Origin of the sequence: Anabaena sp. CCY 9910 (assembly GCF_963920875.1) — a bacterium.
In the GTDB taxonomy this organism is placed as follows: Bacteria; Cyanobacteriota; Cyanobacteriia; order Cyanobacteriales; family Nostocaceae; genus Trichormus; species Trichormus variabilis.
The window spans coordinates 1-20,867 of the sequence record NZ_CAWUDJ010000002.1; the positions used below are offsets into that span (position 1 = coordinate 1).

Consider the following 20,867-nt stretch of genomic DNA (forward strand, 5'->3'; position numbering starts at 1 on the left):
TATGGACATTGCACAGTAGATGACCTCAATTCATCCCTCTATTATGCAACGCCGAGCTACCATCTGTTATACCTATCGTCTCTGTTGTATCTGCTGTCTCTGTCTCTGTTGTATCGGGTATCTCTGTTATACCTGCCACCTCTGCCATATCTAGAATTAACAGCTGAGAACTCGGCTCGACAACCGTTTCTCACCCAAATACGATTTCTGTTCTGACCCCAATTTCCTCTACAGCTAGCATTAGACAACTGCCTAACCAACCTCACTCTACCTGTTGAGGGTGCGATACAAACGTTCCTCCGATTATTTTGACTCTCACAAGTTATGATTTGTTGAGCTGAGGCAGGGGGAGCAACACTCAACATTGCACCAATACTGATGCTGGTAACCATAAAAGCAGTAGCTATTACGGGAAGACGGAAGGCCATAGTAAATTTATGCTCCGTAAATAAAATGTTAATAAAATTAGTTTTGGCCTGCTAAATCCAAGCCATTGTTAATCATAAAACTAGATTTGTATGGCTAAATAGGTCAAAAGTCACGAATGTAGTTGTGATTAAAGTCATGGTTTTCTAGTTTTATCTAGAATAAGCACCGTATAAAATAGCTCCCCTTAAAACAGTATTAGCCAGAACAACGCTTTCTACATCAGCATTGTAGAGTTCGGCGTTGATGAGTTTAACATCTGAAAATTTCTACATTTCCTGAGGGATGCTGATCGCTTACTGCTTTCTTCACAATTTATCAGCTTTTCAGCGTAGCATCCATTACATTTTTTCACATTCAATGCAGATATACTTCTGATACATCTATCTTGGGGCTTATAAAATATCTGTCTTAAGAAATAAATATTCCTGAATAATCAATTTTATTTTATAAATGAAAAATTGCAGAATAACGCTCACAAAATTCAAATCGCACACCATTTTTGGGTTAGCAATGTTCTTTGACTCAAGTAAACTTAGTTACCTGTAATTCATGAATATCACTTAAGTGTTTGTACATCTGACAAATGATGAATTAATCTACATTTTCTTAAAATAAAAACGCTTCAGGCAGAAAACTAAAGGATGAGATACTGGTTAACTAGGTTAGTAATATTTGTAGCCTTTCTATACAGTTTCTTACTCAATACTAATTATGTAAGAGCCGAGCAACTGACACGCCTTGAATTAGAGCAATTAAACACATATCCAGTAGTAGAAAACTTAACTGTTGCCGAAAATAATCTTGGGGAGAAACCACAGGAAGATTTTTGGCGATTTCGTGAGTTTGTCAAAGGAATAAAGAAAGTACAAGGGCTTTTTACTCTTTATGGTCAGGAAAATTTTGGGGATATTTTCTTAGAAATTAAGCCAGAACAATTAAATAAAAACTACTTAGCCACGGTGACTTTAGAATCAGGTATTGGGGAAAGCGGTATTTATAGTGGTTCACCCCTGGCTGATTACCTGTTCTATTTTCAGCGAGTCAATAATAATTTGCATTTTGTAGTGCGTAATGTTAAATTCCGTACAGAAGCAAGTTTACCAGAACAGCGATCGCTTGCTCGCTCATTTAGCGACTCAGTTCTTTATTCACTACCCATCAACAGCATTGATTCACGTAGTAAAAGCATACTCATAAACTTGGGCGACTTGCTGATGCAGGATTTCCCTGGCTTAACACCTCTATTGAAATACTCTTTACAGGCAGACTATCGCCTAGAAGCAAGCAAATCCTATTTTGGTGATGTCAACAGCTTGCCGGAAAATCTAGAAATCGACGCAGTTTATGGTTTTTCCTCACCAGAAGGAGCAAATTTAGTTACCTTACCCGATAGCCGAGCGCTCACCCTCAAGGTACACTACAGTTTTTCCCAACTTCAAGAAAACAATGGCTATATTCCCCGCCTAGCCGATGACCGAGTTGGATATTTCATTACTGCTTTTCAGGACTTCTCGAATCACAACACACAAGAATCCTTTGTCCGTTACATCAATCGTTGGCATCTGGAACCATCTGACCCGGATGCACCTTTATCTGTACCCAAACAACCGATAGTATTTTGGATTGAAAATGCTGTACCCCAGCAGTACCGCCAAGCGATTCGGGAAGGTGTACTGATGTGGAATAAAGCATTTGCCAAAGCCGGATTTATCGACGCTATTGAAGTGCGACAAATGCCAGATGATGCCGACTGGCAACCAGCTGATGTCCGCTACAACACTATTCGCTGGTTCAATTCTCTGGATGCAGGTTTTGCCAAAGGGCCAGTCCGTGTCAACCCTCTCACAGGGGAAATTTTGGATGCAGATATCATCATCGATGCCAATATGGTGCTGTCTGTTCAGCATGAGTACCAAGCGTTGATGAATGATAGTTTGTCTCTGGGGGATATGTGCAGAGAGGCAGGAGGCAGGGGGGCAGGGGGCAGGGAGCAGGGGGATATTAACAAATATTCTTCCCCCACACCCCTCCATCCCTATACCCCTACACCCCTCCATTCCTCCGAACTCTGCTATAGCCAAAATACTTCCGAACAAGCCGCTATGGGGGCTTTGGCGTTATCGCTTTTGCAAAATACTCAACCTAATAGAGAAACGATGGAGGAGTATGTGCATCAATATCTGCGCTATCTTGTAGCTCATGAAGTTGGTCATACTCTGGGTTTGCGCCACAACTTTCACGGTAGCACTATGTTAGCGCCGCAAGAATTAAATAACCGAGAAATTACTCGCGTCAAGGGTTTAGTGGGTTCGGTGATGGACTATCTACCTGTGAACATTGCACCCCAGGGAGTGGAACAAGGGGATTATTTTCCCGGAGTGATTGGCCCCTATGATGAATGGGCGATTGAGTACGGTTATAGATACAGTCCTCATGGAGTAGATGAGGTAGTTACGCCGGAAGTAGAAAGAAGTTTTTTACAGCAAATTGCTTTAGCATCGCCGCAACCAGAATTATCTTATGCCACAGATGAAGATATTTGGGATATCAATCCTTTGGCGAATGTTTGGGATATGAGTAGTGATGTGCTGGTTTATTCGCAATGGCAAATGGATAACGCCCGCGCCATGTGGCAACGCTTGGACGAGCATTATCTACCCAAAGGAGAAAGCTATAGTCATTTGCGCGTTTTATTTAATCGAGTATTGAAATATTATTTTCGTAACGCTGCGCTACTTTCTAAATATATTGGTGGGCAATCCTTCCGCCGGACTCATGCTAGTGATGATAGTTCTTGGGCATTTGTGCCGGTTCCCCTTAGCAAACAACGTCAAGCTTTGGCAGAGTTACAAGAGTATGTATTTGCTGAGGATGCTTTTAGTTTTTCGCCAAAATTACTCAATCAGTTAGCCCCATCCCGTTGGCAACATTGGGGCAGTTCTGTACCTAACAACCGCCTTGACTATCCCATTCACGAACGTGTTTTAAATTTTCAACGATTTATTTTACGATCGCTCTTAGATAGTGAACGTCTGCATCGTTTACAAGATATAGAACTGAAAAGCTCCTCTGAACAAGCTCTTTCCATACCAGAATTATTCGATACCTTGCAACAAGGCATCTGGACGGAAGTTGTCAGCACAGCAGAACCACAGCCAATTTCTAGCATCCGCCGTTCGTTGCAACGAGAATATTTAGATATCTTGCTGGAAATGGTCTTACATCATCTTGATATACCCGAAGACGGTAGCACCCTAGCTTGGTATGAATTACGCCAATTGCAAAACGCTATTGACACCCAACTAAAACAATGGGATGGACAAGGGGATATTTACACGTTAGCCCACTTGCAATTTTCGAGCGATCGCATCACGAAAGCATTGAATGCGGGTTTACTTTCTCAATAAAACACAAGCAAGTATTCACATTTAAAATCAACTGTGGATAAGAGACTTCCAGAAAATAAATTATTCAATGGGTCAGAGCAAATATGATCATTGTATTCTTCCTCCCCTGCTTCCCCTGCTCCCCCTGCCTCCTCTGCTTACCACAGTGATTGTATATTTTTTTAGTTGGAAGTCCCTAAGCTGTCGGGTATTTAACTTGTCGATCTGGGAATACTAAGTAGGAAATTATCTAGCCTGGACGCAGTATGATTGCTACTCAAGTCAGTATTCCTGGATATATAGTTCATGAACAACTCTATGATGGCTCCAGAACTTTTGTCTACCGATCTGTAAAAGAAACTGATAACAAACCCGTAGTTATCAAACTGTTGAAAAATCATTATCCTAGCTTTAGCGAACTAGTACAATTCCGCAACCAGTATACTATTGCTAAAAATCTTAACTATCCTGGAATCATCCAGACCTATAGCCTGGAATCGTTCCAAAATGGTTATATCTTGGTAATGGAAGACTTTGGGGGAATTTCCCTCAAGGACTATTTTTTTAAGAATTATGTTTCGTCACTTGATGAGTTTTTACAAATAGCGATCGCCCTCTGTAACACCTTAGATATACTCTACAAAGAACGCATTATTCATAAAGATATTAAACCCAGCAATATATTAATTAACCCTGAAACTAAGCAAGTTAAATTAATCGACTTTAGTATTGCATCTTTACTACCAAGAGAAACTCAAACCCTGGTTAACCCCAATGTTTTAGAAGGAACACTAGCTTATATATCTCCCGAACAAACCGGGAGGATGAATCGCGGAATTGATTACCGGACAGATTTCTATTCTCTGGGTGTAACTTTTTATGAATTACTCACAAGAGAGTTACCTTTTCCAGCTAATGAACCGATGGAAGTAGTACATTGTCATATTGCCAAAATAGCACCATTAGCGCATGAAGTTAATCCCCAAATCCCACCAATATTATCAGCAATTGTCAGCAAATTGATGGCAAAAAATGTCGAAGACCGCTATCAAAGTGCATTGGGATTAAAATATGATTTAGAAAATTGTTTATCTCAACTCCAAGCAACTGGCAACATTGAGAGTTTTAAAATTGCCCAAAGGGATGTGTGCGATCGCTTCATCATTCCTGATAAACTTTATGGTAGAGAAGCCCAAATAGAAATGTTGCTACAAGCCTTTGATAGAGTCAGTCTTGGTGCAACAGAAATGATGCTGGTGGCTGGCTTTTCAGGAATTGGTAAAACGGCAGTTGTCAATGAAGTGCATAAACCGATTGTTAGACAACGTGGTTATTTTATTAAAGGTAAATTTGAGCAATTTCAACGCAATATTCCCTTCTCTGCCTTTGTCCAAGCGTTTCGTAATTTAATAGGTAAATTATTAACAGAAAGCAATAGCCAAATTCAGCAATGGAAAGTCCAGATTTTAGAGGCATTGGGTGAAAATGGACAGGTAATTATTGACGTTATTCCCGAACTAGAACTCATTATTGGTCAACAACCACCCACAAAAGACTTATCAGGTAGCGCAGCCCAAAATCGCTTTAATTTATTATTTCAGAAATTCACCCAAGTTTTTACTAGTAAAGAGCATCCATTAGTAATATTTTTAGATGATTTACAATGGGCAGATTTGGCATCATTAAACTTAATGCAACTCTTAATTGCTGACACAGAATATCTACTATTAATAGGTGCATATCGTGATAACGAAGTCAGCCCATCACATCCCTTAATGTTTACCTTGGGTGAAATTAAAAAATTACCATCAATAATTAATACAATTACCTTAACACCACTGAGTCAAATACGCATCAATCAATTAGTGGCTGACACACTCAAATGTACAGAAGCTTTAGCTTGGAATCTTTCGCAACTGGTATATCAAAAAACTCAAGGTAATCCATTTTTTAGTACACAGTTTCTCAAAGCATTACATCAGGAAAATCTGATTCAATTCAACTTATTTGAGGGATATTGGCAATGTGATATTACGGCAATCAACCAGCAATCACTTACCTCAGATGTAGTTGAATTTATGGTATTTCAATTACAGAGATTATCTGCATCAACTCAAGATGTGCTGAAATTAGCTGCTTGTATTGGTAACTATTTTGATTTATCAATTTTAGCAATTGTTTCCGGTCAGACGGAGGTAGAAATTGCTACTGATTTGTGGCAAGCATTACAGGAGGGTTTGATCCTACCAACTAGTAATATTTATAAGTTTTATCAACAAGATACATTATTAGATCATCAACGCATAACTAATGATAATGGCAAAAGAGTATTCACTTATAAATTCTTACACGACCGAGTCCAGCAAGCAGCTTATTCTCTCATCCCTAATAATCAAAAAGCAGTAACTCATCTCAAAATTGGAGAATTACTACGGCAAAATTTATCTCATATAGAGCAAGAGGAAAAACTATTTGATATTGTCGGACACTTGAACCGAGGACAAGAGCTAATTACTCAACTAAGTGAACGGGAAGCATTAGCTAAACTCAACTTACAAGCGGGAGTTAAAGCGAGAAATTCCACAGCTTATGCCGCCGCAACGGAGTATTTACAACTAGGCATTGAGTTGCTACAAACAAACTGCTGGCAAACTCAGTATGAATTAGCTCTCAACCTCCATATTGCGGCCGTTGAAGTTGCCTATCTCAATGGTGACTTTGAGGAGATGGAAAAGATAGCAGCACTGGTGTTGCGATCCGCTCGGACAATTTTAGACAAAGTGAAAATTTACACAATTCAAATTGCGGCACAAACAACCCAGAGCCAGATGTTAGAGGCGATCGCCATAGGAACAGATGCACTTTCCCAATTAGGAGTAGAATTTCCTCGTGAACCTGATGAAGCTGAAATTGCCAAGGCTCTACAAGCTATTACTAACCAGATCCAGAGCAGACAGATTGGGGAACTAGTTGATCTACCAGTCATGACTAATCCTACATCAGTGGCAGCAATGCAACTATTAGGAAGGTTATTTTCACCCATTTTCGTGGGAATACCAGGTTTATTACCGATTCTGAGCGCAAAGATGGTGAGTTTGTCACTCCAGTTCGGAAATACACCAACATCGACGGTGGGGTATGCAATTCATGGACTGGTGATGTGTGCTGTTTTGCAAGAAGTGGAAACAGGCTACAGTTTTGGTAAATTAGCCCTCTCATTGCTGGAGCGTTTCAATTTACCAGAGTATAAATCCATGACTCTACATCTGTTTGGGGATTTTATTCAGCATCATCGGGAAACTTTGCAGGCAACAACATTAACACTGAAAGATAGCTATAGGATTGGTATGGATACTGGTGATTTTCTCCGTGCTGGCTACAGCATTGTGGGTTATAGCCAGGTAAGATTATTTAGTGGGGTGGAATTGGATATTTGCGAATCTGAGTTAGCAACTTACAGCGCCGCCTTGGCTCAGGTTAAACAATTTTCTCCGCAAGTTTATTTAAACCTAACTTGGCAGACAGTCAAAAATCTGCGGGAACCTGTCAATCAACCAGATTGCTTAATTGGTAGTGCTTATGATGAAACGCAGATGTTTCCTAAGCACCTCCAAGATAGTGAACTGACGGCTATCTCTGTGGCTTACATAGCCAAACTGATGCTAGCTTACTTGTGGGGCAATTACTCGCCTGCAATGAGCTACATTAAACAAATCAAGCTGTATTTAATGGCAGTATCGGGATTAATTTGTGTTCCGATTTTTCACTTTTACGCAGCCCTGACATACCTCGCTATCTTCCGCACACAGTCAAAGCCAGAGCAGGCTGAAATCCTCGCCCAAATTGCAACCCATCAAACTTGTCTGCATCATTCTGCACAAAATGCTCCTATGAATCATTTACATAAATGGTATTTAGTTGAGGCAGAAAAACAACGGGTTTTAGGATATTACTATGAAGCGGGAGACAGGTACGATCGCGCTATTGCCGGCGCTAAAGCAAATGGCTATATCCAAGAAGAAGGTTTAGCCAACGAATTAGCAGCAAAATTTTACCTGGATTGGGGTAGAGAAAAAGCTGCCATGTGGTATGTGCAAGAAGCCTATTATTGTTATGCCAAATGGGGAGCAAAAGCTAAAGTTGCTGATTTAGAAAGACGCTATCCGCAGTTACTTGCCCCCATATTACAGCAAAGCCGTTCGACCCTTTCAACCAACGAAACTATCTTCACCGTGGGGACTGTCACAAAAAGTAGTTCTTCAGTCTCTAGCAGCAGTAGCAACGTCTCAGATACCCTAGATTTAACAGCAATTCTCAAAGCATCTCAAGCAATCTCTGGGGAAATCGAACTAGAAAAACTGCTTTCGTCTTTACTGAAAATCATCATCGAAAATGCTGGGGCTGATAAATGTGTGTTAATGCTGTTGCAAGACAATCATTTATTAATTCAAGGTTCAATTACCCAGGGTTCTAAGCCAATTATGTTGCCAAGTCTTCCCGTTGAAGACAGCCTGGAAATTCCCCACAAACTCATTTACAAAGTCAAGCATAGTCAACATACTGCTGTCTTGTTGGATGCAACCACAGATACTACCTTAGCCAATGACCCATACATCATCCGTCAAAAGCCTTTGAGTATTTTGTGCAGCCCGATTTTGTATCAAGGTAAATTGCTGGGGATTTTATATCTAGAAAATAATTTAGTGAGAGGGGCATTTACGAGCGATCGCGTCCAACTATTGAATTTACTTTGTACACAAGTTGCCATTTCTCTAGAAAATGCCCAACTTTATCAACGTTCTCAGGAAAATGCCCAACAGTTAGAGCGATCGCTGGAAAAATTACGGCTCAGTGAAGCCCGCTTTCAAAAACTGGCAAATAATGTTCCTGGAATAATTTATCAGATCCGGATTAAGGCTGATGGTTCAGCTTCAATACCTTACGTTAGTTCTGGGTGTCAAACACTTTATGAAATAGCAGCAGAAGATTTCATGTCAGGTAAATACAGCTTGCGCGATTTTGAACATCCTGACGATCGAGCAAAGGCGTTTCAAATAGTTGTCGAGTCAGCGAAAAATCTCACCCCTTTTCAGCATGAATGGCGCATTGTTACACCTAATGGAAATATCAAGTGGGTAAAAGCTGCATCTCAGCCAGAACGTGGTGAGGATGGTGAAATTGTATGGGATGGCATTTTGATTGAAATCAGCGATCTCAAACAAGCTGAACTGGATTTGCAACAAGCCCAATTACAAATCATTCAAAGTGAGAAAATGTCCGCCTTGGGTAACTTAGTGGCTGGTGTCGCCCACGAAATGAATAATCCTTTGGGCTTTATTGCTGCTAGTCTCAAGCAAGCTAAACCTACCTTTGCCGATATTCTCGAACATTTGAAAATCTATCAAGAAACTTTACCCGATAAAACTGAAGAAATTCTCGATCACGAGTCGGAAATAGATTTGGAATACACCATAGAAGACCTGCCCAAAATGCTGGATTCTATGACAATAGCTTGTGATAGGTTAAAAAATATCAGCACTTCCCTACGCACTTTCTCCCGTGCTGATAGAGACTACAAAGTACCATTTAATCTTCACGAAGGCATTGATAGCACAATCTTAATTCTCAAACATCGTCTCAAATCTAACGAACAACGTCCCGCAATTAAGGTAATAACTAACTATGGAAATTTACCACAATTAGAATGTTTCCCTGGGCAATTAAATCAGGTATTTATGAATATTTTAGTTAATGCAATTGACGCATTAGATGAATCGAATCACGGACGGAATTTTGAAGAGATTCAATCTCATCCTAACCAGATCACAATTACTACATCAATAGCAGATAAATCCGTGAAAATTTCCATTGCTGATAATGGTAAAGGTATGAGTGAAGAAGTTAAACATAAAATATTTGACCATTTATTTACTACCAAAGGTGTAGGTAAAGGTACAGGTTTAGGGTTGGCTATAGCTAAACAAATTGTTGTGGAAAGCCACGGTGGCCAGTTGAAATGTAACTCGGCTTTAGGAGAAGGTACAGAATTTATCATAGAAATACCCGTGTAGATTTTACTGTTCAAAAGATAAATCCGGGGGTTTGAATTAAGTCAGAGTGGAGGTTTACTTCATAGACGCACAAGCGCCTTACCGCAGGTATCTGAACTTATACCAATTCAAAATTCAAAATTCAAAATTCAAAATTAGGAAAGTCAAACAGCATAAGGGTATGTCTGTATGTATCTGTCGCATTCTTTTTTTAAATTGGTATTAGTAAGAGAGGGGCTTATATCCTTTTTTGGCGTTGCATATTTGCGGGATGAATTTAGACTTCTCGACAAAGCTGAAAGTCGATTCTACCCTTCTCCTGTGGAGACGCTAACGCGTAGCTTGCTTCCCCGTAGGGGTACGGGTTCCGCGTTAGCGGTATGCGTGTTAGCGTTAGCGGGGCGTAGCCCGATAAAAATCATCCCATCAATCAGCAACGCCCCTTTTTTTCTTTGGTCAAGTAGATTTTAGAAGGTGCTTGGAAAAAAATTCTGCGTACTCGTTGACATCAGTATTTTATTTTACTAGAGTGAGAGCGATCGCATGAGTAATTTCCCTTGTGCATCTGTGAAAAATTCTGAGGTAGTTGCACTTATAGACATTATTAATACATATGGAACAATACATTACAGAAGCGATCGGTCTAGGTAGACCACAACTGCAAGTAGAACTAGTATTAAGTCCTGAAATAGAAACATTGCTAAAAGTTACAATTTACGATTTTGCTGCTTTGCTTTCAAAAAACGAACCAGAGAAAGTATCGAAATCTGCATTAGTCATTGGTCATTAGAGACGCGATTGACCGCGTCTGCGTTTTTCATATATGCGCTTAGCCGCATCTGTACAGTTGTCAATTTTCTCTCCCTTGCACCTCCTACTTCCTTCTTGTAGAGAACCTTTAGAAGATGGTAACGTCTACAAGTTCGCACAAGAGTAGAAAGAGTTCTCACATCATGAAGCGCAGACATAAAGTAGCCTGTCTCCAGACATCACTCATCAGTCTCAGCTTAATCTCTGGCTACCTGATACCTAATTCTGCAATTGTCGCTGCACCACCAAGAACCCCAGATAAAACGGTCAATTGTGACATTTTGGTGGTGGGTGGCGGACTTTCTGGGGTTGCTACAGCTTACGAAGGTTTATTAGCGGGTAGAAGGGTTTGCCTAACAGAAATTACTGATTGGTTGGGTGGACAAATTTCCTCTCAAGGAACTTCGGCTTTAGATGAAAGACCCACGCAAAGCCAACGTCAGTTCTATTCTCGCGGCTATTTGGAATTGCGTAATCGCATTCAGAAAAAATACGGTAAGCTTAATCCCGGAGACTGTTGGGTAAGTGATTCCTGTTTTCTGCCCCGTGATGCCCATACAGTGATGGTGCAATTGCTGAAAGATGCAGAAAGACGGGGTAAGGGTAAGTTGGAATGGTTCCCCAACACAGTAATTAAGGATTTAGAAATTTCTCAGGGTAAATTAATTAATAGTGCGATCGCCATTCAACATCAACCAGTTAAAGGCGCACCACCCCTCAACACCTTTACCCTATCACAAACCATTGACGATGCTTATCGTTATAGCAACTCATCCCGGTTTACCAAAAGTATTATTCGCCTAGTTCCCCAACAAACTAAAGGAAATAGTCCCAAATGGTACATCGTAGATGCTAGCGAAACAGGAGAAATTATCGCCCTAGCTGATGTCCCCTACCGCTTAGGTATTGATGCCCGTTCCTTTCTGGAACCTTCTTCCTCCAGTGCCAAAAATGACCCCTATTGTACCCAAGGCTTTACTTACACCTTTGCAATGGAGGCTACCAAGGAAGCACAACCCCAGAAAATGCCCCCATATTATTTACAATATTCGCCCTATTTCAGCTATGAGTTACCAAGACTAGCAGACTTTGGTTTAGTTTTTACCTACCGCCGCATTTGGAGTCCGACGAAGGGAGAACCTGCCAATTTCAACGGCGTGAGATTTTCTGCCCCCACACCAGGGGATATTTCTATGCAGAACTGGACTTGGGGTAACGACTATCGCCCTGGTACTGCCAAAGATAACTTAGTTTACACCAGGCAACAGCTACAAGGAACAGGACAGTTAAAACCAGGTGGTTGGATGGGGGGACTACGAACCGAAAGCCTCCGCAAAGCCGAAGAAAAAGCCTTCTCTTACTATTATTGGTTAGTAGCGGGAACTACAGATTCCCAACTAGGGGAAGGTGTGAAGCGTCCCCAAACTAATAACCGCTTTTTAGCCGGGTTAGACTCCCCAATGGGAACAGCACATGGCTTATCAAAATACCCTTATATGCGGGAAGGTAGGCGCATCATCGGCCGTCCCAGTTGGGGACAACCTACAGGTTTTACTATTTGGGAAGTCGATATTTCTCGTCGTAATTATAACGATGAATATTACCGCAAAACCTTGCCAGCCGATATGTATCGGCAGTTGAGAGCGACATTAGCAGGTTTAGAGGCAACTTCAGTGATTTCTGGTCAGGTTTCCCCAGATAAAGCGATGCGGCGGACTCGTTCCACCATTTTCCCTGATGCTGTAGGCATTGGTCACTACGCCATCGATTTCCACCCTTGTATGGAGAAAAGCCCACCAGAAACACCCGGAAATAGAGAACGTCCAGGGGAACGACGGGGTGCAGGACAAGCCTACCCCTTCCAAATCGCCTTACGGGCAATGATTCCCCAAAAAATTGATAATTTGATAGTCGGGGGTAAAAGTATTGCCACTAGCCACATTGCAGCCGCAGCTTATCGCGTACACTCCTTTGAATGGTCTGCTGGTGCGGCGGCGGGAACTGTAGCCGCTTTTTCCTTAAACAATGAAGTTGCACCTTACCAATTAGTAGACGATTTACCCAAATCAGAACCCCAATTGCAAGCCCTGAAGCGTCTATTAGAAAAAAACGGCAATCCCACAGCTTTCCCTGATACTTCCATCTTCAACCAAAATTGGGAAAATTGGCGGTAGTTGGTCATTGCTCATTAGTCATTGGTCATTGGTTGGACTATTGACTATGGACTATGGACTGTGGACTATTGACTATGGACTCTAGACTATTAACCACTGACCACTAACAATGGACTAAACTATTTAGTTGTAGTTTAGTTTTGTAAAATTCCTCTGGTTAACTGTTCTATGGTTACAAAACTTTCGATAGATGTTTACGCCATGAGTACAGCACCAACTGTCACTCCTGAACGGTCTAATCAAACTGTCCGCAAGTCTTATCCAAATTACAAGGTGATTGTGTTGAATGATGACTTTAATACTTTTCAACACGTTGCCGAGTGTTTGGTGAAGTATATTCCGGGTATGACTGGCGATTTAGCTTGGGATTTGACTAATCAAGTACATTATGAAGGACAAGCGATCGTTTGGGTAGGGCCGCAAGAACCCGCAGAATTGTATCACCAACAATTGCGTCGGGCTGGGCTAACAATGGCCCCCCTAGAGGCGGCTTAATTATCATGGGTAAATCCTCCGCCGACCACCAAAAGCCTGTCTCTCGTAAAAAGGATGGTAGATTAGTTTGGAATCATTCTACCCACATTCCCGGCCTGATACCGATTTTAGAACGCCTGTGTCAACAAGATGGCATTCAAACCATCACACCAGGAGTTATAGGTAGGGTTAAAGGCCATTCTCCCAAAATGCAACTGCGTGTGTCTGTTCCTATTCTTGGCGGCTATAAAGTTATCGCCCGACAGGGAAAAACAGTGCAAGAGGTGTTCATCTTAACACCTCTTGCTCAGGATACACTGGAAGCGATGATTGCGATCGCCTGCAAACGAGGGTAGCCCTTCATAGTCAATAGTCAATAGTCCATCTGACTAGTGACTAACTACTAATCTTGAATTTCTTGGCGTACTGCAAATCTATGTAGTGGCAGACTCAGTATACAAGAAAAAGTTAAAAAATATGACAAAGCTGTAGTTATTTTCAATGTCATCATCATTGGCTCATAGTTAGGAAAAACCATCTTTTCCAGACCAAATGCCACGCAATAAACTAACCAATAACTAAAGCTCATTCTAAATAGAATTTTCTCGGTTTCTTCTCGTTCATCATCTTTTGTACCTTTGCTATCCCAGAGCAATATCAAGCCTGCAATGCAAGCCACAAAGGATACAGCAACTACAAACCCATGACACAAGAAATTAACTCCGTGCATCTGCATTCATCCCAATTTTTGCCATTGAGATTCAGTCTAAAGGAATATTCCTCAAGTCCATACAAAATGGTAACAAACTGCAATATAAAGCCACGATTTTTGTTAACAAATGCAAAGATAAATATATTAGTTTGATTGAGCAAAAAATTCTTTAATTATGATGAATTTTATAGTTATAACGTTTCTTGATGTAGCTTGCCTGGCGTAGCCATAGATGCACTTGATTCCGTACGGTAGAGACGTTGCATGCAACGTCTCTACATCATTTATTTGGCGCAAATTCATGGAGAATTGGTATTATTTATATGAATTTTTGTTTAACCAAATAGATAAGACCGATACACACAGATTTTCTGTTGAGACTGGGCGTAAGGGTATAGGGGTGTAGGGGGTGTAAAGGTTTCGAGCATTTATACCCCTATGCTTGCCTATGTGTAAATTTTATAGTACTATTGTACTATATCTAGATTCTAACTCTATAAACCCCACACTGCACCCGTGGGGTTTTTATTTGGGAGTGCAGATTTGCAAGTTTTCCGACTCCCTCAGTCTCTTGATCAAGAAAAGAATTTACCAATCAAAAGAATACTTAATACTCAAAGTTCTACCTCTAGCAGCAGCATAAGCGCTATCATTTGCTTGCAATTGGGAAACTACGGGGAAATATTGGCTATTAAATAGATTTTCTAATCCCAGTTGTAATGTTCCTGCGCCGAGTTTAATACTGCTGATGTAGTCTACAGTGAAATAACTCTCTACAGGTCTCCTACCAAAGGCCGTATTGTTATTACCAAAGACTTCTCTATTACCAGAATACAAAGCTTGTAGACGATTTCGCCAACCGGGTAAAGTCTCATTTTCTACATAAGCTGTAAGTTTCAATGGGGGAATCCTAAACCCATCTAATGATTCGTAATCGCCATCATTGTTGCTGTCAATTTCCCCACCAATTAAGGTAAATGTCCCGCCAACTTGCCATGTAGAACTAGGTTGTGCGTCAATGGCTGCTTCTAAACCATAAATTCTTTCTGGGGCGCGGATGACAGTTCCTGGTGCTGTGAAAGTTGTACCTAAGTCGGACTCGTTATAAAAAGCTGAGAGTGATGCTTGTACAGTGTCCCATTGCCCACGAATGCCAATTTCATAGTTATCTACTTTTTGGGGTTCGGGATTGAGGGATTCTACAGAAAAGCCTGGTGGGGCGTTGCGGAGTGCTAACCCAATATCTGATAAGGAGAAACCTTGAGCATAGTTAGCAAATACACTCAGTTGGGGATTAAGGGCGTATACTGCGCCCAAATTGAACAGTGTGGCGTTAAAGTTCAAATCACCGCCGCCAATAGTAACGTTGGGATTAGCTAGGGTGCGGAAATCATTGACACTCACATCAGCGTTTTCGTAGCGTACACCACCATTGAAGACGAAGCGATCGCTTATTTCCCAATTCAATTGAGCAAATAATCCCAGACTCCTTAATTCTAAAGGCGGAGTCCAAGAGCGATCGCCTGTTTTACGAAATGCTAACCCCCCACTGGCGACAAACGCAGCTTGATCAAATACAGAGACAGGTTGGGAGGTATCTTCGTGGGAATAATCTACACCCCAAAGTAGTTTGGCTGCACCTTGATTAAATAAAGGTGTTTCTATCTGCAAGCGTCCGCCATACTTTTCTGACTCCACCCGCGATTGAAAGATTTCGTTACCCAAACTAGCAAAGCTACGCCCGTCAAAGGGAAAGAAGCGCGTCAGGTAATCTCGGTAATATAACTGGGCTTGTAGTTTGCTATTGAATAAGTCGTCGTGGGTGTATTGCAGGTTGATGAATGTGTTTTCATTCCCTGGCCTTTCATCTAAACTCAATCCTTCTAAAGCACGAGCTTTTTGTCTACCTGGGATAGTATTGACGCTGGGATCACTCGCAATATCTGTATCTTGCTTTTCGTCGAAGCGATTAAAGGTTAGTTGGAGACGTTGATTTGTATCTATATCAACACCAAACTTACCAAATAAGTTGATACTCGAAGCATCAGAAAAGCCACCTTGGGCATTAGGATCAGAGGGAATGCGATCGCCTTGAGCATCAAAGAAGCCACCAGTTTTAGCTACTGCAAAGTTAAAGGTAAAATCAAAGTTATCTTGTTTTGCCGAGATAAAATGCTGTAGGTTGGTGCTAAAACTGTCCCCTGACAAATTACCTAACGCTGCACTCACACCAACTTCTGTCCGGGAGGTTAATTTTTCTTCAGACGGTCGCCTGGTGATGATATTAATCACACCCCCTGTTGCACCATCACCATAAATTGCACTGGGGCCGCGCACTACTTCAATTCTTTCAATCGCCGCCGCGTCAATTGTCCGCAAATCCCGCGACGCATTTCTAGTTGTCGATTGGGGAACTCCATCAATCAAAACCTGGGGATTCCTTCCCCTGAGAGTTAGACCAAAATTACTAGCACCTTGAGCTGGTGGTGCTAAACCAGGAACTGTTTTCCCCAGAATTTCTATGAGGTTACGAGAAGTGCTGGCTTGTGCGGCGATTTGTTCGCGGTCAATAACGGTGATGGAACGCGGGACATTTTGTATTGGTGTTTCGGTACGCGTTGCTGTCACCACCAGTTCAATTGGTTCATCCGCTTCGGCGGGGGAATCTTGAGCTACTTCAGTTGCGGTGAATGCCAAAATTAAACCTGTATCGCTATCAAATAGCTCAAATTTGGGAAGGCTTTTCTCTCCAGTCACAGTCACCCGGATTGTATTGTCATTTTGATTAACCACAGTCACAGTAGTTACGCCTGTGACTGGGTTATTTTGGCTGAATGTGTTTTCCCCAGACAAATTGAGTTGAGCGTTAGTGATATCAGCAATCAAACTATTGCCTTGATTTTGCGTTGATACCTGCAATTTTTCGGCGGCTGTACTATCTAATATCACCTCTAGACCTTGAGCAGTCGGAACAACTCTCACACCAGTTACTTGCGTTAATTCCTGAGCGTTAGGTGCTGGTGATTGTGTATTGAGTGGTGTAGGGGATGGAGCTTCCTGACTATTTGCAGGATGGTTGATAAACGACGAAACAAAGCCTGTGAGCAAGAGAAGAAAAAGGATTTTTCCGGGTTTCATTTTCACTTCACACCTAAAAGTTGCGACTGGATTATGGCTAGTGACACAATCCATCGCCAGTTATTATTGACTTGCATTAGCAATAGTTCTTGATTTTATTAAAATATAACTATTTCAGGAGTTGCACAAGTAGTTTATTGCATAAAAGTATCAAAAAGGTATGACTTAAGCACAAAAAATCTACATGATGGAAGCGAATAAGTCTTGATATACAAGGAATGTAGAGATTTTCTTGTTCTTTGCATACTGTTAGTAATTATTATGATTTACCTATGAAAACGAAAGAGGGGTTTAGGAGTATAAATATTTGAAACCCTCACACCCTTACGCCCATACACCCTCACACCCTCACACCCCTACACCCTCAAACATTTCATTACCATGATGAAGTAAGCAGCTTTAGATAAGAAAAGTTAATGAATCAAAAATTTCTGAGATTTTTAGCTGTTTATTAGTAGACTTTTTCATTAAAGTTCATGTAGGATGTTTGGCAGGTGGAAAATAAATGAAAATAATTATCAAATATTCTGTTCCCACTTACCATTAAGGCTCAACGCCTAGAGGATTTTCACAATGCAACTCAATCACAATGGCGTACACTCTGAAGGCCACTCTTTCGTGGTACCGCAGATATGTCCATCGCAGAGTAGTGTAGGGTCTGATTTTCCTAGTAATCGCGTGCATTCTTTACCTGGTGAGGCATCCAGCCAATATTTAGAGCGCCAGCAAGCACGAGAGTCCAACGCTAGAAGCTATCCCCGGCGAATTCCGATCGCCATTAGTGAGGCTCAGGGTATTTATATCAAAGATGCCGATGGCAATGTATATATTGATTGTTTGGCTGGTGCAGGTACTTTAGCATTAGGACACAATCACCCAGTAGCGATAGAAGCAATGCGAAAGGTGCTAGATGGGGGTTTACCTTTGCATACGCTAGATTTAACCACTCCAGTTAAAGATCAGTTTGTCGAAGAACTGTTTGCTAGTTTACCTCCTGAATTTGCTCAGAATGTCAAGATTCAGTTTTGTGGGCCTTCGGGAGCAGATGCAGTAGAGGCGGCGATTAAACTGGTAAAAACTGCTACTGGCAACCGTAGTGTGTTGTCATTTCATGGTGGTTATCATGGGATGACTCATGGTGCGCTGAGTTTAACAGGGAATCTCAATCCTAAACAAGCAGTAACGGGGTTGATGCCAGATGTCCACTTTTTGCCTTATCCCTATCATTATCGTTGTCCCTTCGGTTTGGGTGGGGAAGCTGGACAGCGCACCAGTAGCCGCTATATAGAATCGATTTTGGATGATCCTGAAAGTGGGATTGTCACACCGGCGGCGATGATTTTGGAAGTTGTGCAAGGGGAAGGTGGGGTGATTCCTGCACCTGATGATTGGTTGCGGGAGATGCGCCGGATTACGCGCGATCGCCACATTCCTCTCATTGTTGATGAGATTCAAACAGGCTTAGGAAGGACTGGTAAACTCTACGCTTTTGAGCATTCGGGAATTATGCCAGATGTATTGTTACTTTCTAAAGCTATTGGTGGGAGTTTACCTTTATCGGTGGTCTTATACAACAAGGAACTCGATCAATGGAGTCCAGGCGCGCACGCGGGGACATTCCGGGGGAATCAAATGGCGATGGCGGCGGGAACAGCAACACTACAGTATATTCTGGAAAATTCCTTGACTGAACACGCGGCGGCGATGGGCGATCGCTTGTTAAAACATCTACACCAAATTCAAGGGGAAACCTATTGTATTGGGGAAGTGCGGGGACGGGGTTTGATGGTTGGTGTGGAGATTATTAATCCCCAAGCATCGGCTGATCGGCGTGGGAAATATCCTGCACATCCGCAGTTAGCTAGTCGTATCCAGGCTGAGTGTTTGCGGCGGGGTTTGATTGTGGAGTTGGGGGGTAGATTTGGTAGTGTGGTGCGCTTTTTACCGCCTTTGATTGTGACTCCGGCGCAGATTGATAGTATTTGTGAGATTTTTGCTTCGGCGGTTCAGGCGGCGGAGAAGCAGGTTTTATCGATTTTTTCGCAGGTGTCCTGATGGTAATTATTTCACGCAGTTCGGCTTTGCCGTTCCCGCAGGGTGGCGCAAAGACGCGGGGAAGGGAGTTTGAGGAGTTGTTTGTTGGGGGAGAGGGTTTGCAGGAGGCGATCGCTTCTGCTGGAGAGGTGTTGATTGATTGTTTTGCAACTCAAGAGAAACCCTATAGTGGGAGGAGTCCCCAGGATTTAACTAGGACTATTGCAGATATGGCTGTGTGTCCTGATGATGGAGTGGGTTTGCGTCAGGTTTTGGCTGAGGTGGGGGAGAATATCATCAAGCATTCGGTGGTGGTGACTCATCCTACTTGTATGGCTCATTTACATTGTCCGCCGTTATTACCTGCTGTGGCGGCTGAGGTGTTGATTAGTGGGACTAATCAATCTCTGGATTCTTGGGATCAAAGTCCGGCTGCTACTGTTTTGGAACAGCTAGTAGTAAATTGGTTGTGTGCAAGTTTTGGTTATGATCCTGATGCTGATGGTATATTTACCAGTGGTGGTACGCAATCCAATTTTATGGGGTTGCTGCTGGCGCGGGATGCTTACGCACATCATCAGTTAAATTGGTGTGTGCAGCAGCAAGGATTACCACCAGAAGCTCAACGTTTTCGGATTCTCTGTTCTCAAGTGGCTCATTTCACCATCAGCCAAGCTGCTTCTTTACTCGGTTTGGGACAGCAAGCTGTGGTAGCGGTGGAGACTGATAGTGATTATCAGCTTTGTGCTGCGGATGTGGAACAGAAGTTAGAACAATTGCAGCAACAGGATTTGTTACCTATTGCTTTAGTTGCGACTGCGGGAACTACGGATTTTGGTAGTATTGATAAATTAGCAGAATTAGCTGCTTGTGCTGAGAAATATGGACTGTGGTTTCATGTGGATGCGGCTTTTGGTGGTGCATTGGTGATGAGCGATCGCCATCGAGATAAACTAGATGGTATTGCTTTGGCTGACTCGATTACAGTCGATTTCCATAAACTGTTTTACCAGCCAATTAGCTGCGGTGCTTTTCTAGTTAAACAGCGTCAAAACTTTGATTTAATTAAGCTACACGCTGATTATCTCAACCCTGAAACCAACGAAATAGCCAGCATTCCCGATTTAGTAACTAAGTCCATACAAACTACCAAGCGATTCGACGCGCTCAAATTATTTGTGTCTCTCCGCACCCTGGGGAGGAGACAATTTGCAGACATGATTGATACAACAATTGAACTAGCCAAGAAAACCGCCAGTTTAATTGACGCTGAACCTGCATTAGAGTTGGCAAACAATCCTACCATTAACGCCGTCGTCTTCCGCTATCTTCCGAGTTACACACCAGCACACCTAGATAGTACAGCCTGGGCAAATCAAATCAATAGCCATATTCGCATGAGCCTATTGCAACAAAGTATTGCAGTCATCGCACAGACCAAAATTGGTCAACTTACCTACCTAAAGTTTACCTTGCTGAACCCTCAGACGGCGATCGCGGATATTCAAGAAGTTCTCAACTCTATCACAACGATAGGTGAGAAGTATTTATTTCACCCACAGGAGAGTCAAGAAGGGTTAAGCCTCTAACCTCAAAAATCTCATTCTCTCCGCGTCTCTGCGTGAGCAAAAAAATAGGAGAGAGGGAGAGCGAACAACTC

11 protein-coding genes and 1 pseudogene are annotated in these 20,867 nt (G+C 42.0%); 8 read left to right on the forward strand and 4 right to left on the reverse strand.

Annotated features, from left to right (window positions below; all coding sequences use genetic code 11):
- Positions 1–56: 56 nt before the first annotated feature.
- Entirely contained in the window at positions 57–428 is a 372-nt protein-coding gene (locus ACM5QX_RS02550) for a DUF3011 domain-containing protein (protein WP_414752252.1), read from the reverse strand.
- A 150-nt stretch (positions 429–578) separates the two neighbouring features.
- A pseudogene (locus tag ACM5QX_RS02555) lies at positions 579–680 on the reverse strand (pentapeptide repeat-containing protein); the annotation flags it as partial.
- 390 nt (positions 681–1,070) lie between these two features.
- On the opposite strand from ACM5QX_RS02555, the gene ACM5QX_RS02560 reads away from it, so the two are divergent.
- The 6 genes from ACM5QX_RS02560 (at position 1,071) to ACM5QX_RS02585 (ending at position 13,679) form a co-directional block, all read left to right on the forward strand.
- Positions 1,071–3,836, forward strand: a complete 2,766-nt coding sequence (locus tag ACM5QX_RS02560; protein ID WP_414752253.1) for a zinc-dependent metalloprotease — start codon at positions 1,071–1,073, stop codon at positions 3,834–3,836.
- Between the two features lie 245 nt (positions 3,837–4,081).
- Entirely contained in the window at positions 4,082–9,886 is a 5,805-nt protein-coding gene (locus tag ACM5QX_RS02565; protein ID WP_414752254.1) for an AAA family ATPase, read from the forward strand.
- A 592-nt stretch (positions 9,887–10,478) separates the two neighbouring features.
- Entirely contained in the window at positions 10,479–10,655 is a 177-nt protein-coding gene (locus ACM5QX_RS02570; RefSeq protein ID WP_153228495.1) for a hypothetical protein, read from the forward strand.
- 163 nt (positions 10,656–10,818) lie between these two features.
- Positions 10,819–12,849, forward strand: coding sequence for an FAD-dependent oxidoreductase (locus tag ACM5QX_RS02575; protein WP_414752255.1), 2,031 nt, complete (start codon positions 10,819–10,821; stop codon positions 12,847–12,849).
- A 168-nt stretch (positions 12,850–13,017) separates the two neighbouring features.
- Positions 13,018–13,344, forward strand: a complete 327-nt coding sequence (clpS, locus tag ACM5QX_RS02580) for an ATP-dependent Clp protease adapter ClpS (protein WP_011319596.1) — start codon at positions 13,018–13,020, stop codon at positions 13,342–13,344.
- 5 nt (positions 13,345–13,349) lie between these two features.
- Complete coding sequence (locus tag ACM5QX_RS02585) at positions 13,350–13,679, forward strand: DUF2103 domain-containing protein (RefSeq protein WP_414752256.1); 330 nt, start codon at positions 13,350–13,352, stop codon at positions 13,677–13,679.
- A 47-nt stretch (positions 13,680–13,726) separates the two neighbouring features.
- Here the strand turns inward: ACM5QX_RS02585 and ACM5QX_RS02590 are convergent, their stop codons facing one another.
- The gene (locus ACM5QX_RS02590; protein ID WP_414752257.1) at positions 13,727–14,059 is read right to left on the reverse strand and encodes a hypothetical protein; all 333 of its coding nucleotides are present in this window, start codon (positions 14,057–14,059) and stop codon (positions 13,727–13,729) included.
- Positions 14,060–14,623: 564 nt separating this feature from the next.
- Positions 14,624–17,173 (reverse strand): TonB-dependent receptor domain-containing protein, encoded by a 2,550-nt coding sequence (locus ACM5QX_RS02595; protein ID WP_414752258.1) that lies wholly within the window; start codon positions 17,171–17,173, stop codon positions 14,624–14,626.
- 573 nt (positions 17,174–17,746) lie between these two features.
- Here ACM5QX_RS02595 and ACM5QX_RS02600 point away from each other — a divergent pair.
- Both ACM5QX_RS02600 and ACM5QX_RS02605 read left to right on the forward strand, forming a co-directional pair.
- Entirely contained in the window at positions 17,747–19,228 is a 1,482-nt protein-coding gene (locus ACM5QX_RS02600; RefSeq protein WP_414752259.1) for an aspartate aminotransferase family protein, read from the forward strand.
- A complete protein-coding gene (locus ACM5QX_RS02605; RefSeq protein ID WP_414752260.1) occupies positions 19,228–20,796 on the forward strand; it encodes a pyridoxal phosphate-dependent decarboxylase family protein in 1,569 nt (522 codons plus the stop codon). The genes ACM5QX_RS02600 and ACM5QX_RS02605 overlap by 1 nt, the downstream gene beginning before the upstream one ends.
- Positions 20,797–20,867: the final 71 nt, after the last annotated feature.